The sequence below is a fragment of the Alcaligenes sp. SJTW-7 genome (genome assembly GCF_047716895.1).
Taxonomy (GTDB): Bacteria; Pseudomonadota; Gammaproteobacteria; order Burkholderiales; family Burkholderiaceae_B; genus Alcaligenes; species Alcaligenes ammonioxydans.
Window position 1 is genome coordinate 2505394 of sequence record NZ_CP136682.1, and the last position, 14103, is coordinate 2519496.

A 14103-nucleotide genomic window follows, 5' to 3' on the forward strand; every position below is an offset into this window, starting at 1 on the left:
ATCAGGTGTCTCTGTCTCTGCGGATTTTCCCTATGCACGCTTCCTCGACTCGCCCTTTACTTATCTGGGACTTACCCACCCGTCTGTTCCACTGGCTGTTGGTAATCAGCATTGTGGGCTGCTTTGTGACCATCAAGGCTGGCGGTCTGTGGATGGACTGGCATGTACGCTTTGGTCTGCTGGCGCTGGGGCTGTTGGCCTTTCGCCTGATCTGGGGCCTGGTCGGCGGTTACTACTCCCGCTTCAGCCACTTCCTGCCCAATCCGTCCCGCAGCCTGCGCTACCTGCGTGACAAACCAAACCTCTATCCGGGCCACAATCCTGTCGGCGCCTGGTCTGTCTGGATCATGCTGATCGTCTTTGGTTTCCAGGCGGTTTCTGGATTGTTTGCCAATGACGACATCTTCACCGCCGGCCCGCTGGCTTATCTGAGCAGCGACTGGTCCAAGACACTGACAGGCCTGCACAAAGCCAACGAAGGCATCATGCTCGCCATCATTGGCTTGCATGTCCTGGCCATTTTCCTGTATCGCGTGCTGCGTGGTCAGAAATTAACCAGTGTCATGGTCAAAGGCACTATGCCTGTTCCGGCTCAAGCCCCACTGCCTGCCAGTACCGACACCTGGAAAACCCGTTTGCTCGCTCTGATCATCGCCGCACTGATCGCCGCGGGTGTGTATTGGCTGACTGGTCTGGCCCCCACAGGGGGTGGCATGGATGACTTTATGTAAGCTCGACTTATCCCCAGAAACTGTGAATAAACCTGGGGATAATGCGGGGACTGTTTGGGCTGAGCCGCATTTTTACTGGCCGTCTTTTAAACTGGGCGGTGACTAGCCGCTTGAGCACTCTATGCACAAAAGACCTGAAATCGGCGTCGGTGTTGTTTAACGCCGCCGCCAAAACCCCCATAAAACCAGAACCAGACCCAGCAAGGCGGCCAGCAGGCCTGCCCAACTGAAAATCGTCAGCCCCAGCCAGGCGGGGCCGCGCGTCACCAGCACCGGCCCCAAAATCAAGACAAAAGCAGCCGTTACTATGGCGATTGCCAAACGCGTTGCCACCTTTTCCAGTGAAGCAGCCAGACGGGGCATCCCCTCAACTTGAATGCGCGCTGAAATCTTTCCTTGCCGAACCCGATGCATCAGCAGGCGCAGCAACTGGGGGGCGTCCATAGCCAATTGACGAGACTCCAGCAGGCTGCGTTGCAAGTCCGCATACACCCGGCCAGGCGAGTACTGTTTGCGCATCAAGGCCGAGATGACCGGTTGCGCGACTTCGACCACATCAAATTGAGGGTCCAGGCGTTTCAGTACGCCATCGGCGGTAATAAAAGCCTTGAACAGCAAGGCCAGGTCAGGCGGCAAAATCAAATGGTTTTCACGCGCCAGAGCCATGAAATCCAGCAAAGCAACCGAGATGGACAGAAGCCCTTTACTTTGTCGGGCTACATAACGCTGAGCACTCTCTTCCAGCCGACTCCAATCAAAATCTTCTGCTCCCGACCAATCCAGCAAGGTGGTGGCCACTCCCTCTGCCTGCCCATCCACAATGGCACGCAGCAAGATCAGCAGTTGTTGACGACGACGCTCTGTTAAATGACCCACCAGGCCAAAGTCAATAAAGGCGACCTTATTGCCCGGCAAAGCCATCATATTGCCGGGGTGTGGGTCGGCATGAAACAGCCCATCCTCCAGGACCATATGCAGAAAAGCCAGTGCACCACGGCGGGCCAACAAAGGACGATCCGCCTCAATGGCCTGCAACTGTGCCTCTTGAATAGGCGAGACCCCTGGCACAAACTCCTGCACCATGACGGTCGCGCTGGTCCACTCCATATAGACACGCGGAACCACAATGTCTTGGAAGGGCTGCATGTTCTCGCGCACCGCCACGGTATTGGCAGCTTCGCGCGTAAAGTCCAGTTCATCGGCAATCGCCTCCGCCAAGGCTCGCACAATATCGTAAGGACGATACTCGGGCAGCAAGCCCTGCTGCTGGACCAGGCGGGCAATCTGTTTCAACAAACGCAGGTCGGCTTGGATCAAGGGCTCCAGACCGGGGCGCTGTACCTTCACCACGACCTGTGCACCATCACGCAGGCAGGCGCGATACACCTGCGCCATGGACGCCGAAGCCAGCACCTGCCTGTCAAAACTCGCAAAGGCCTGCTCCACGGTTTGCCCCAAGGCCCGTTCCAGCTCGGGTTTCATGGTTTCCCAAGGCACGGGCGCGGCATGACCTTGTAGCTTTTCCAGCTCCTGGGTCCATTCCAGCGGCAACAAATCATTGCGCGTGGCCAATATCTGACCGAGCTTGATAAAGGTAGGCCCCAGTTCCTCCAACGCACGTCGCAGGCGCTCCGGTGCCGAACGTTCAGGCATCTCCGTCGCCATCGGGGTTTTGCTGCCGGGCAACAGCTCCGATAAGCCCAGCCGATGCATCACATCGCCAATCCCATATCGAGCAATGACTGCTCCAATGGCACGGACTCGTGCATGGTCGCGCAAGGCCAATAAGGTTCCTCCCAACATACTGCGTCTCCCGTAGGCTAGGCCTGAAGAAACTAGCATACCCCAGTGTCTGCCTGAACCACTTGTCCACTTATCCACATTTTCAGTGGGCAAGCACGGGGATAGCCTTTGGACAAGTCCCATTAATCTCGGTAATTCAATAACTTGTCATCAGGGGGTAAGGAACGCCCCGCTGCTCGGAACCGATGACAAGAATCGAAAACGAGTCGGCCACAGCCTCGAAATCAGAGTACATTGACGTTTTCAAATTCAAGGAGAGCGTGATGCGTCTGGATAAGTCTCGCTCCAGCCGTAATGTCGAGGACCGCCGTGCCAATGGGCCACGCCTGAGCGGCGGCAAGATCGGCCTGGGGACCATTGTTCTGGCCCTGGTGGCCATGTACTTCGGGGTCGACCCCAGCGTGGTGCTGAACCTGGCCGAGGGCCCGACTCCCGCCCCACAATCTCAACCGGTTCCCGCCTCGGATGCGCAGGGACAGACTATTGCCAAAATCCTGGGTGAAACCGAGGATGTATGGCGCGATATTTTTGCCAAGCAGACCAATGGCAGCTACCGCGATCCTGTGCTGGTTCTGTATCGTGGATCGACTCCCACGGCTTGTGGTGCAGGCCAATCGGCAATGGGACCGTTTTACTGTCCTGCCGATCAAAAGCTCTATATTGACCTGGGCTTTTTTACCGAGATGGAACACGCGATGGGGGTCAAAGGCAACTTTGCGCCCGCTTACGTTATTGCGCACGAGGTTGGTCACCACGTTCAGAATCAACTGGGCATGATGCGTCGCGTAGATGAAGCCCGTCGCAGCGGCTCGGCCTCACAGGCTCGTCAGGCTTCCGTGCGCCTGGAACTGCAGGCCGACTGCTATGCGGGCATATGGGCCAATCACGCCGATGCCCAACGCCAGATTCTGGAGCCGGGGGACATTCGCTCCGCACTGGATGCTGCTCAAGCAGTAGGCGATGATACGCTGCAGAAGCAATCTCAAGGCTATGTGGTGCCCGATTCCTTTACCCATGGCAGTTCGCAACAGCGCATGGCCTGGTTCATGGAAGGGTATAAAACCGGTCAGTTAAAAATGTGTGACACGTTCAGTCGGCCCGATCCGAAGCTTGGATAAACGTAAAATTATGTAACCATGTCTTGTGGTGAATAATTTCCGTTCTATAATCTTTTTCTTCGCAGGAAACGGGGGTCGTTAGCTCAGTTGGTAGAGCACTGGACTCTTAATCCATTGGTCGACAGTTCGAGTCTGTCACGACCCACCAAGTATCTTGCGACTTACAGAAGATTTCTCTGTAAACGTTTGCTCCGCAAATCACACATTGCTCCGCAAACTCGTAAATTAGCCCGCCATAGAGCGGGCTTTTTTGCGTCCTCACCCTCAAAGGCCAACTTAGACCATCCAGTGTCGAGCTGCTCCAAGGTGCCCCCCCCCAATCAGCCAACTCACACGCCATGTGTCAACGCTACACAGCCGGGTTATCGGGACGGAAGCCTGATCGTCTTTCTCGACACGCAGACTTGCCGTGACTTGCAACCGAAAAAAACGGGCAAGACCTTCCAGGTCGTCATAGTTGTTTACGATGTCTGCGCCAGAAATCCGATACGCTGGAAGATCACTTTAGCCAGGAGATGTTCATGCTAAATGCGATTGATCCCACCAAAGCTCCCGACACCACGCCTCCAGGCAAGACGCCCAACCCCGAACCTGATCCCAAAAAGATCCCGGGCAATGAGCCTCCGGCCCGGAAAAAACCGTAAACCTTTGCTCGAGGCGGGCTGCTTCGCCTGCGTTCGAGCCCTGCGCTCATATCCTCAACGGGTCGCATGTCATTACATTGAGATGCGGCCTGAAATGGTTGCTACATTTTCTGCAGTACAGTGAATCGTGGTGACATTTATTACAAGCCATCACTCCACGATGATTGGCCTGCCAAATTGCAAACGCTATTACATCAACCGCAAAATTATTTGAGGAGCATTGTATGGCCCAGCTAGATCGCGGCACCATGTGCATCATGTGCCAAACCCTTCCACTCTCGCAACCTAACGCCCAACGACATCCCTACCTCAAACCCATCCGACGAGTCGACGACGCCGACGAACAAAGCACGGAAAGTCTTTACCACTGCACCGTTTGCCAGACCCACTGGCTCTATCAACGTGACAAATGGGACGCCTGCCTGGGATTCAAATTATGGCAAGGAGGCCTGCAGGCATTTAACCGACGGCATGTACCACTTACCTTCCCCTCAAAGAGCACATCGGGCGCAAACAGCCCCTTGCACCCCGGCCCCGGCCTGCTTTCCTGATTCTTGCGAGTTGTAGAACTGGCCACATCCGTACCCGGGCAGCGCTTAGACGCTGGCTGCCCTGTCAACCGCCCTCTCCTGAGTCCTTGTTGCAGGCTGACCCTGCTCGCCGCGTTCACCAAGATCGTGACGCCGCGAGGCTCTCCCCCCTACAGACCAGACACTTTCGCGATACAAACAGGCTTACCGTGCCTGTTCGCGGGCGGGGCATTTTTTCAAACCGAATGTTGCAAAGTTAAGACTATTCAAAAAAAAAATCGGTACACAATGCGCACTTGTTGCGCCGCAACATATATTATTTTTCCATAGTCGTTGTTCCTGCGGTGGTGAGATGAGCGGAGACAGGCGTCACAGAGCGCTGCTGTTATCTCGCTGCCCACCGACTAGGCAAGACCGGGGTCACGTGCCTAGCTAGCTTACTCGCCTTGCCGGAATTGTGTTGCTCTTCAACCTACAACACAGGTCCGCTTGCCTACCACTTGCGTTCGCGCTGTCACACACCTTGCTGACAGCCGGAGAGTCGCTCAAACCGGCCATGCCCGGTTGCACTCAAGCCATCCATCAGGATTACCCATCCTGGTCGGCCCCCTCTCAACCGTCTCCTACCCCCCTTCGGTGTTCCTTTGCATTCGTCTGGCTGGCTTGCCTGTGCTTACTTCAGGAACACCTATGAAACTGATTACCGCCATCGTCAAACCCTTCAAGGTTGACGAGATACGCGAGGCCCTTTCCGATCTGGGCATACAGGGGATGACGCTGACCGAGGTTAAAGGGTTCGGTCGCCAGAAAGGCCACACCGAGCTCTACCGCGGTGCGGAATACGCGGTCGACTTTCTGCCCAAGATACGCATTGAGCTGGCCATTCCCGACGAGCAGTTACCCAGCGTGCTGGAAGCCATCCAAAGTAGTGCCCGCACCGGTCGCATCGGTGACGGCAAGATCTTTGTCCAGCCGCTGGACCATGTCATCCGCATCCGCACCGGCGAATGCGATGAGCAAGCCCTGTAACCGGAGAACCCCTCATGAACAACGCTGATCTATCGTGGATGCTAGTCTCCACGCTACTGGTACTGATGATGGCCGCGCCGGGCCTGGCCCTGTTTTACTCAGGCATGGTGCGTCAAAAAAATGCCTTGTCCATGTTGTCCCAGACCTTGCTGGTATTCAGTCTGGGCGTGGTGCTTTGGTTTATCTATGGCTATTCGCTGGCGTTTACGGCAGGCAATCCGTTTATCGGCAGTCTGGACAAGGTCTTTTTCAATGGCCTATTCAATGCCGCTGACCAACAGTTCTCCATGTCGGGTTCTTTGCCTGAGCTGCTGTTTGCGTCCTTTCAAGCCACCTTTGCCGGTTTGACTTGCGCACTGGTCGTAGGCAGTCTGGCCGAACGAGCCCGCTTGTCGGCTATTTTGGTCTTTACCGTGATCTGGTTCACACTGGCCTATCTGCCCATCTGCCATATGGTCTGGTTTGCCGACCCCCAGCACGGCGGCTTGCTCAACTCCCGTGGTGCGCTGGACTTTGCCGGCGGTACGGTCGTGCATATTAATGCCGGGATTGCGGGACTGGTGGGTGCCTGGCTGATTGGTCCGCGCCTGAATTATCGTCGTGAAGCCATGCCGCCTCACAACCTGCCACTGACCTTTATCGGCGCAGCCTTGCTGTGGGTGGGCTGGTTCGGCTTTAACGCAGGCTCGGCACTGGCGGCCAATGAAAACGCTACCCTGGCCTTCTCTAACACCATGTTGGCTGCCGCTATTGGCGTCATCGCCTGGGTACTGGGCGAATGGATCAGCAAAGGCCATCCCTCCTTGCTCGGTGCGTGTTCAGGGGCAATTGCCGGTTTGGTGGGCATTACCCCGGCTGCCGGTTTTGTCGCACCTCTTGGCGCACTGGCCATTGGATTGATGACGTCCCTGGCTTGCCTGTGGGGCGTGAACGGCCTGAAACGCTGGCTGCGAGCCGACGATACGCTGGATGTCTTTGGCATTCACGGCTTGGGAGGGATTGTGGGCGCTCTGCTCACCGGCTTGTTCAACGCTCCCGTTCTGGGGGGGCCAGGTACCGCCGCCGGTAACAGTATCTGGATGCAGTTGTGGATTCAGCTCGAAGGCGTACTGCTCACTCTGGTCTGGTCGGGCCTGGCTGCCTGGATTGCCTTTAGCATTGCCAAAGCCGTTTGCGGTGGCCTGCGTGTCGACGCCGACCATGAGCGTGAAGGTCTGGATATCCGTACCCACGGCGAAACAGCTTACTAACACTGAGTACCGATCATGATTTGTGTTTATCTTGCCAGCAGGCAAACTGCCCCCTTCAAACACAGGCACAGGCCTAAAAGAAAAAGCCCTCTTTCGAGGGCTTTTTTACACGCAAACCAGCCGCTTATTTTTCTTTGCGGTAGGCATCATGGCATGTCTTACAGGACTTGCCCACATTGCCGAATGCCACACGGAAGGCATCGAAGTCACCCGAATCGGAGGCCACTTTCAACTTATCGATCGCAGTAGTGAACTCGTCGGTTGCTTGCTTGAAACCTTTAGCATCGCTCCAGGCCTCGGCTTTGGTCTCGCCGCCTTCCGTACCCGGTCCAAAAGCACTCCAAGGCAAAGCAGCCAAAACCGTCAATACTTCCACGTTCTTTGCGATCGCAGCCGCATCATACGGTGCTTCTTTTTTGGCTACAGGAGCCATGCGACCAAAGTGCGAGCCGATCAGGGCCATGCTGGCCTGACGGTAATCAATGGCTTGTTCTGGCTTGGCAAACTGGGCCGTAGCAGGCGCGACAAACGCCGCGCACATGGCGGCAGCGGCGGTCAGAAACGCAAATTTCTTCATGTGAACTCCTGTGTGATGAAACATAAAACACTTCATAAAGCACTAGCTCAAGAAAGCCGAAGGCAGCTGCCCCCCTATTTTTCAGGTACAGCCGCCTGGATTCAGATAGCCTTGGCCAACTGTACCGCCACGCCCAGATAGCTGCGTGGAGTCAGCTCAAGCAAATAGTTCTTGGCATCGGCGGGCAGCTCCAGACCACCAATAAACTCGCGCAATGCTTCCTCAGTAATACCACGGCCACGTGTCAGCGCTTTGAGCTGCTCGTAAGGCTGGGGCAGACCATAGCGGCGCATCACGGTTTGAACTGGTTCGGCCAGGATTTCCCAGCAGGCATCAATATCTGCATCCACTGCAGCGGCATTCAACTCCAGTTTGCCCAGACCACGCAGGCAGGCATCGTAGGCGACCACGCTATACCCCAGGGCCACGCCCAGGTTGCGCAGCACGGTGGAGTCGGTCAGGTCGCGCTGCCAGCGGGAGATGGGCAGTTTTTCGGACAGGTGACGCAACATGGCATTGGCCAGACCCAGATTGCCTTCCGAGTTCTCAAAATCAATCGGGTTGACCTTGTGCGGCATGGTGGACGAACCAATCTCGCCCTCTTTCAAACGCTGCTTGAAGTAGCCCAGGGAAATGTAGCCCCAGACGTCACGGTTGAAGTCCAGCAAAATGGTGTTGGCACGGGCAATGGCATCAAACAGGGCAGCCATCCAATCGTGCGGCTCAATCTGAATGGTGTAGACGTTTTGCGTCAAGCCAAGCCCACCCAGCACGCTCTTGCTAAAGGCAGGCCAGTCAATGTCGGGGTAAGCCGAGAAGTGCGCATTGTAATTGCCCGTCGCACCGTTCAATTTGGCCAGAGGCTCAACGGCGGCAATCGCCGCAATCGCGTTCTGCAAACGGGCAGCCACGTTGGCGAACTCTTTGCCCATGGTGCTGGGGCTGGCAGGCTGGCCATGCGTGCGCGAGAGCAACGGCTGTTCCGCATGCAGACGGGCCTGCGCCTTGATGGCATCGCACACTTCTTGCAACTGAGGCAGGATCACCTGCTCACGGGCACGCGTCAGCATCAAGGCATGCGACGTGTTGTTGATGTCTTCAGAGGTGCAGGAAAAGTGAATGAACTCGGCCGCCGCGGACAATTCGGCGTGATCGGCCACTTTTTCTTTAAGCCAGTATTCCACGGCTTTCACATCGTGGTTGGTAGTGCGCTCGATCGCCTTGATGCGAGCGGCATCCTCTTCCGAGAAGTTCTGCACCAGCGTCTTGAGTACCTCGCGGGCCTGGGCAGAGAAAGGCGGCAATTCGGGCAAACCTGCATCGGACAGGCCGATCAGCCAGGCCACTTCGACCTCCACGCGATGCCACATAAATGCGGCTTCGGACAACAGGCCACGCAAGGGGGCGGTACGGCTGCCATAACGCCCGTCCAATGGCGACAAGGCATTCAGAGTGCTCAGGGTATCGGCTATGTGCATCGTTCTACAGAAAAGAAGGGGGAATAAAGTCAGCCCGCATTCTAACATTGCGCACTGGCAGCCGGATGCCACGTGTTCGGCATAGGGACAGAATCCACCAGCCACCAGGCTATTTGACGAATAAACCACAGTTTTAAGACATTGTTCCACGCTATGGGGTCATGCCTTCTTAGCGAGGCGTTCGCCCGGAGGTTCCTGCTATACTTTTTGAGCCTGCAACTTTTGATAGCTTTTTATGAAACTTCTAGCTTCCCTCACAAGTCCATACGCGCGCAAAGTGCGTGTTGTCATGGCGGAAAAAAAGCTCGATTACGAGCTGATTCTGGAGGATGTGTGGGCCGATGACAGCGATATTCTGAAACACAATCCCCTGGGCAAAATCCCCTGTCTGATCATGGACGATCAGGCTAATTTGTTTGACTCCCGCGTGATCGTCGAGTATCTGGATACCCTCTCGCCCGTCGGCCGCCTGATTCCTCAAGCCGGACGTGATCGCGCTGCAGTCAAATGCTGGGAAGCCATTGCCGATGGCTTGCTGGATGCCGCCGTCGCCATCGTGGTGGAAAACCGCCGCCCCGAAGCACTGCGTCTGCCCTCGTGGATTGATCGTCAGAACAGCAAGATCACCGCCGCTCTGCAATCCATGAACAACACCCTTGGTGACCAGTCCTTTTGCATGGGAACCAGCTTTAGCCTGGCCGATATTGCCGTGGGCTGCGCACTGGGTTATCTGGACCTGCGCTTTCCGGAGCTGGACTGGCGCTCGCAGTATGGCAATTTGCAACGCCTGGATGAGAAACTCCAGACGCGCCCCTCGTTTGCCAGCACCTTGCCGCCTACGCAGTGAGCGTTGCGACAGCAAACCAGGGCCCATTCTTCTGAATGGGTTTTTTTATGTCTGCCGACTTAGCACTCGCCCAGTAAACGGTACATCCAGAAGGCCTCGTCAGTCTGTAGACGCTGGGTAAAACGGGCTGGCGAATAACCCGTAATCCGTTTGACCTCCCTACCAAAATGAGACTGGTCACTGTAGCCGGCTTGGAGCGCAAGCGCTGACCAGTCCGTCTTTTCCTGCTGCTGCAGCAAGTCAAAGGCACGCTCTACGCGCACATACAGTTGCAGTTCACGCTGACTTTGCCCAGCCCACCGCTTGATCTGTCTTTGCAATTGGCGCAAACCCGTTCCGGGGCGCGTCATTGCCGCCCTCATCGCCAAGGTTCGTAACCAATCATGTAAGTTGGCAGACCCCGCTTTGCTGCCCAGGCGCTCAGTAGGCGTGCAGCGATAAATGGCTGCTTCCAGTTGCTCGAACAGCCTTCCCTGCCCAGGCTGCACCTGCTCCAGAATCCGACAGGCCGCAGCCGGCAAGACCTGATCCATGGGCAAGACCTGATCCATCAAGGCATGGGGCTCAATACCAAACATCTGTCTTACGGCATCGGGGTAAAGCCCAATCGAAATGGCATGCACGGGGCCCGGAGACCAACTCATGGACGGGGTGCGCGAGGGCCCAGCCAGCACCATACTGGACAAAGCCTCTGACAGAACCACCGGACCGCCCTCAGCCAGCATCCGAACCCTATGCAACTGGCCATGAAAAATCCACGACAACACCACCAGCGGCGAGGCCGGATAACAATTCAAACGCTGCTCAGGCAGCAAATCCAGCCCGCGGGTGTCCCGCTCTACCCCCAGATGGATGCTGGCCGCGGTATGGCGGCGAGGACGATGCAGGCAGGCACGAGACAAAGTGGTCATGAGACGTCGCTTCCGTTCTATCCGGCCCGAGCAAGGCCGGCCACACTGACTGCTCTTCTTGTATCCTACTTCAGCTTCCTCTCCATGCCCAAAATCATTCTGCAAGGTTCCTGGTCCCACCGTTGCCGCAGCGTCCTTACGTTGTGGGCCACCACGGTGGATGTTCTGGCCCGACGGGCCATAGGCAGGCCACAAGTCCACGGCTGGACCATCTCCTTTGAGATCGCCACCCTGTTCTATCGAAAGCAGTTCAATCACGCCTTTCGTCTGGACAACATCGCTCAAAGCCGGGCTTACTTCGACAGTCTGTACACAATTGCAGAACCGGACCTGCCGGTACGGGTACAGGCCAGCACCGCTCAAGAGCCAAGGGGACACTGGTTTATTCCCGAGCATGCTGACAAGACCCACACTCTTTTGTACTTCCATGGCGGCGGCTATGCTTTTTATCCCGCGGTGTCACTGCACTTTATTCGTCTGCTCGCTCATCGCCTGCAAACCACGATTTTTGCCCTGGACTATCGCCTGACCCCGGAGCATCCGCATCCGGCCCAACAGGACGATGCGGTGCAAGCCTACCGTTATTTGCTCGCCCAAGGCTTGCGCCCCCAAGACATAGTCCTGGGTGGCGACTCAGCGGGCGGCCATCTGGCACTGATGACCTTGGTGAGAGTGCGACAGGCGGGCTTGCCCCAGCCTGCGCTGGCCCTGGCCCTAAGCCCCTGGACTGATACCGGACGACGAGGGGCCAGTCAGTTTGGCCATGATCGCTACGATATGGTGCAGGGCTACCAGACACTGCGGTATGGGCAGTGGCTGAAAGGAGAGGGGCCCTGGAGCAATGCACAGCTCTCTCCCATCGCCCAGGATCTGCGTCATCTGGCCCCTCTCTATATCCAAGCAGGCGGCAAAGAAATCATGGTCGATATGATCCGCGATTTTGCCCGTGAGGCACACCGGCAGGGAGCCCAGGTACGCCTGGATGTGTGGCCGGACATGACGCACGAGTTTCATGCGTACGGCCGTACTTTGCCCCAAAGCGAGCAGGCACTTACCGCCCTACGGTCGGCGATGCGATGGACACAAGGGGAAAGTTTTGAGCCGCTAGAGGAAACCGAGCGGGATGCACTGGACTTTAGCGATGGCAAAGTCCAGTCTGAGCGCCTCATCAAGCCTGTGTAATGGCCTGCGCAATCATGTAGAGCGCCAGCACCGTCAGCATGCCGGCAAAAATGCGCTTGAGCGTCATCTGGTCAATCTTGTGGGCCAGACTGGCACCCAAGGGGGCGGTACAGATGCTGGTGGCCGAGACAATCAGCAAGGCAGGCCAGTAGATAAAACCAATCATGCCTGGATGACTGCCAAAGCTCACCTGACCGGACCAGATATAGCCCACGCTATTGGCAAGGGCGATAAAAAAGCCCAGCGCGGCGGAGGTCGCAACCGCCTGCCGAACCGGCACATTGCCGCGTAGCATAAAAGGAACGGACAGAAATGCCCCGCCAGCACCCAGCAGACCGGACACAAAACCGATCAGCGCCCCCATGGCGGCAATCCAGAAAGGAGCCGGCAAGGATCGGCCTTGCACCGGGGCCGATTTACGGGCCATTTTGGAGGCCGAATACAAGACAAACGCCGCAAACACAATAGCCAGCGCCGTGCTGTCTATCATGGCGAACACCGCACCGCCCGACAGCAGCCCTCCCACTATCAGGCCGGGCACCATCACCTTGACCACATCCCAACGGATGGCGCCGTGCTTATGGTGAGCCCGCACGCTGGACAAGGAAGTAAACAAGATGGTGGCCATCGCCGTGGCGATCGAGGCATGAACGGCCAACTCCTGCGGCACACCAAACAGGGGCAGCAGAAAGGTCAGGAATGGCACCAGAATCATGCCCCCGCCAATCCCCAGCAGACCGGCGGCCAAGCCAATACCGGCACCCAGCACCAGCAAACTGATGACTAAAATGGGTTCCATGCCCGCCTCTTACTGAATAATGCCGCCGCCCAGGCAGCGCTCACCGTCATACAAGACCACGGACTGGCCTGGAGTGACGGCCCATTGAGGCTCGTCAAAATGTAAAGACAAGCTATCACCGTCGGCAGCCAGAATCGTGCAGGCCGCATCGGCCTGACGATAGCGCGTTTTGGCGTGAATCGGGCCCAACGCGGGTGGGTGACCTGCAACCCAGCTGGTCTGCTCGGCTTTCAATTCGGACTGTAACAACCAGGGATGATCATGACCCTGCACGACATACAGCGTATTCGTGGCCAGGTCCTTGCGGGCGGCATACCAGGCGTCGGCAGTCCCATCTTCGCGCTGCTTGCCCTTGACGCCACCAATGCCCAAACCCTTGCGTTGGCCATAGGTGTGGAAAGCCAGGCCCACGTGCTGGCCCAGCACCTGCCCTTCCGGTGTCTTGATCGGACCGGGCTGAGTGGGCAAGTAACGATTCAGGAACTCGCGAAAAGGACGCTCGCCGATAAAGCAAATGCCGGTTGAGTCTTTTTTAGCCGCATTGGGCAGCTTCAATTCCTCAGCAATACGGCGCACTTCCTGCTTGTTGATCTCGCCCAACGGGAACAGAGTGCGCGACAGTTGCGCCTGGTTCAGGCGGTGCAGAAAATAGCTTTGATCCTTGGAGGCATCCAGACCTTTGAGCAATTGATAGTCTGTGCCGCCCCCAGCCATGGGCACGCCACGCACACGGGCGTAATGGCCGGTGGCAATCCAGTCGGCACCCAAGGTCATGGCGTGGTCCAGAAAAGCCTTGAACTTGATTTCGGCATTGCACAGCACATCGGGATTCGGGGTACGACCTGCCGAATACTCTCGCAAGAACTCCGCAAACACGCGATCTTTATATTCCGTAGCAAAGTTGACTGCCTCGATTTCGACACCGACCAGATCAGCCACACTGGCCGCGTCCAGCCAGTCCTGGCGCGAGGAGCAAAATTCGGAGTCATCGTCGTCTTCCCAGTTCTTCATGAACAGGCCGACGACCTCATAGCCCTGCTCTTTAAGCAACCAGGCCGAAACGGAGGAGTCCACGCCGCCGGACATTCCGATAACGACGCGACCTTTTTTGGTGGAAATAGTCATTGCAGTGATGATGAGCGGGGCCACAGCCCGCAAACCCACGGACCGGCGCGCACCCGACTAACTAAAAAAAGCATTGTAC

At 56.9% G+C, this 14103-nt stretch carries 13 protein-coding genes and 1 tRNA gene; 8 read left to right on the forward strand and 6 right to left on the reverse strand.

Annotation, left to right across the window (positions count from 1 at the left end; all coding sequences use genetic code 11):
• Window positions 1-32: 32 nt before the first annotated feature.
• Window positions 33-731 carry a cytochrome b/b6 domain-containing protein gene (locus RSQ48_RS11245; protein ID WP_131070709.1) on the forward strand — a complete coding sequence of 233 codons (699 nt, stop codon included), beginning with the start codon at window positions 33-35 and terminating at the stop codon, window positions 729-731.
• Window positions 732-887: 156 nt separating this feature from the next.
• On the opposite strand, the gene RSQ48_RS11250 is transcribed toward RSQ48_RS11245, so the two are convergent.
• On the reverse strand, window positions 888-2534 hold the full coding sequence (locus tag RSQ48_RS11250; protein ID WP_415301802.1) for an ABC1 kinase family protein: 1647 nt from the start codon (window positions 2532-2534) through the stop codon (window positions 888-890).
• Window positions 2535-2797: 263 nt separating this feature from the next.
• Here RSQ48_RS11250 and RSQ48_RS11255 point away from each other — a divergent pair, with 263 nt between their 5' ends.
• The 5 genes from RSQ48_RS11255 to RSQ48_RS11275 all read left to right on the forward strand — a co-directional run bounded on the left by RSQ48_RS11255 (window position 2798) and on the right by RSQ48_RS11275 (window position 7105).
• Window positions 2798-3652: a neutral zinc metallopeptidase gene (locus RSQ48_RS11255; RefSeq protein WP_003802913.1), complete on the forward strand. Its 855-nt coding sequence runs from the start codon at window positions 2798-2800 to the stop codon at window positions 3650-3652.
• Window positions 3653-3724: 72 nt separating this feature from the next.
• Window positions 3725-3800: transfer RNA gene (locus RSQ48_RS11260), tRNA-Lys, on the forward strand.
• A gap of 373 nt (window positions 3801-4173) precedes the next feature.
• A complete protein-coding gene (locus tag RSQ48_RS11265; RefSeq protein ID WP_003802911.1) occupies window positions 4174-4296 on the forward strand; it encodes a hypothetical protein in 123 nt (40 codons plus the stop codon).
• Window positions 4297-5516: 1220 nt separating this feature from the next.
• Window positions 5517-5855 carry a P-II family nitrogen regulator gene (locus RSQ48_RS11270; RefSeq protein WP_003802910.1) on the forward strand — a complete coding sequence of 113 codons (339 nt, stop codon included), beginning with the start codon at window positions 5517-5519 and terminating at the stop codon, window positions 5853-5855.
• 14 nt (window positions 5856-5869) lie between these two features.
• Window positions 5870-7105: an ammonium transporter gene (locus RSQ48_RS11275; RefSeq protein ID WP_131070711.1), complete on the forward strand. Its 1236-nt coding sequence runs from the start codon at window positions 5870-5872 to the stop codon at window positions 7103-7105.
• Window positions 7106-7229: 124 nt separating this feature from the next.
• Here the strand turns inward: RSQ48_RS11275 and RSQ48_RS11280 are convergent, their stop codons facing one another.
• Both RSQ48_RS11280 and purB read right to left on the reverse strand, forming a co-directional pair.
• A complete protein-coding gene (locus RSQ48_RS11280) occupies window positions 7230-7682 on the reverse strand; it encodes a c-type cytochrome (protein WP_003802907.1) in 453 nt (150 codons plus the stop codon).
• A gap of 101 nt (window positions 7683-7783) precedes the next feature.
• The gene (gene purB, locus RSQ48_RS11285) at window positions 7784-9160 is read right to left on the reverse strand and encodes an adenylosuccinate lyase (protein ID WP_059317963.1); all 1377 of its coding nucleotides are present in this window, start codon (window positions 9158-9160) and stop codon (window positions 7784-7786) included.
• 235 nt (window positions 9161-9395) lie between these two features.
• Here purB and RSQ48_RS11290 point away from each other — a divergent pair, with 235 nt between their 5' ends.
• Window positions 9396-10007, forward strand: a complete 612-nt coding sequence (locus tag RSQ48_RS11290) for a glutathione S-transferase family protein (protein ID WP_003802903.1) — start codon at window positions 9396-9398, stop codon at window positions 10005-10007.
• Window positions 10008-10066: 59 nt separating this feature from the next.
• Here RSQ48_RS11290 and RSQ48_RS11295 read toward each other — a convergent pair whose 3' ends face one another.
• Entirely contained in the window at window positions 10067-10918 is an 852-nt protein-coding gene (locus RSQ48_RS11295; RefSeq protein ID WP_415301803.1) for a helix-turn-helix domain-containing protein, read from the reverse strand.
• An 84-nt stretch (window positions 10919-11002) separates the two neighbouring features.
• Between RSQ48_RS11295 and RSQ48_RS11300 the strand changes: the two genes are divergently transcribed.
• A complete protein-coding gene (locus RSQ48_RS11300; RefSeq protein ID WP_415301804.1) occupies window positions 11003-12100 on the forward strand; it encodes an alpha/beta hydrolase in 1098 nt (365 codons plus the stop codon).
• Here the strand turns inward: RSQ48_RS11300 and RSQ48_RS11305 are convergent.
• Together RSQ48_RS11305 and mnmA are read right to left on the reverse strand one after the other, a co-directional pair.
• Window positions 12087-12899, reverse strand: a complete 813-nt coding sequence (locus RSQ48_RS11305) for a sulfite exporter TauE/SafE family protein (protein WP_003802898.1) — start codon at window positions 12897-12899, stop codon at window positions 12087-12089. The genes RSQ48_RS11300 and RSQ48_RS11305 overlap by 14 nt on opposite strands.
• A 9-nt stretch (window positions 12900-12908) precedes the next feature.
• Window positions 12909-14024: a tRNA 2-thiouridine(34) synthase MnmA gene (gene mnmA, locus RSQ48_RS11310; RefSeq protein WP_415301805.1), complete on the reverse strand. Its 1116-nt coding sequence runs from the start codon at window positions 14022-14024 to the stop codon at window positions 12909-12911.
• Between the last annotated feature and the right edge of the window lie 79 nt (window positions 14025-14103).

Bases quoted from the DNA above. Each gene is read 5' to 3' on its own strand.
- RSQ48_RS11245 (WP_131070709.1), top strand. From the start codon at position 33: ATGCACGCTTCCTCGACTCGCCCTTTACTTATCTGGGACTTACCCACC.
- RSQ48_RS11250 (WP_415301802.1), bottom strand. From the start codon at position 2,534: ATGTTGGGAGGAACCTTATTGGCCTTGCGCGACCATGCACGAGTCCGT.
- RSQ48_RS11255 (WP_003802913.1), top strand. From the start codon at position 2,798: ATGCGTCTGGATAAGTCTCGCTCCAGCCGTAATGTCGAGGACCGCCGT.
- RSQ48_RS11265 (WP_003802911.1), top strand. From the start codon at position 4,174: ATGCTAAATGCGATTGATCCCACCAAAGCTCCCGACACCACGCCTCCA.
- RSQ48_RS11270 (WP_003802910.1), top strand. From the start codon at position 5,517: ATGAAACTGATTACCGCCATCGTCAAACCCTTCAAGGTTGACGAGATA.
- RSQ48_RS11275 (WP_131070711.1), top strand. From the start codon at position 5,870: ATGAACAACGCTGATCTATCGTGGATGCTAGTCTCCACGCTACTGGTA.
- RSQ48_RS11280 (WP_003802907.1), bottom strand. From the start codon at position 7,682: ATGAAGAAATTTGCGTTTCTGACCGCCGCTGCCGCCATGTGCGCGGCG.
- purB (WP_059317963.1), bottom strand. From the start codon at position 9,160: ATGCACATAGCCGATACCCTGAGCACTCTGAATGCCTTGTCGCCATTG.
- RSQ48_RS11290 (WP_003802903.1), top strand. From the start codon at position 9,396: ATGAAACTTCTAGCTTCCCTCACAAGTCCATACGCGCGCAAAGTGCGT.
- RSQ48_RS11295 (WP_415301803.1), bottom strand. From the start codon at position 10,918: ATGACCACTTTGTCTCGTGCCTGCCTGCATCGTCCTCGCCGCCATACC.
- RSQ48_RS11300 (WP_415301804.1), top strand. From the start codon at position 11,003: ATGCCCAAAATCATTCTGCAAGGTTCCTGGTCCCACCGTTGCCGCAGC.
- RSQ48_RS11305 (WP_003802898.1), bottom strand. From the start codon at position 12,899: ATGGAACCCATTTTAGTCATCAGTTTGCTGGTGCTGGGTGCCGGTATT.
- mnmA (WP_415301805.1), bottom strand. From the start codon at position 14,024: ATGACTATTTCCACCAAAAAAGGTCGCGTCGTTATCGGAATGTCCGGC.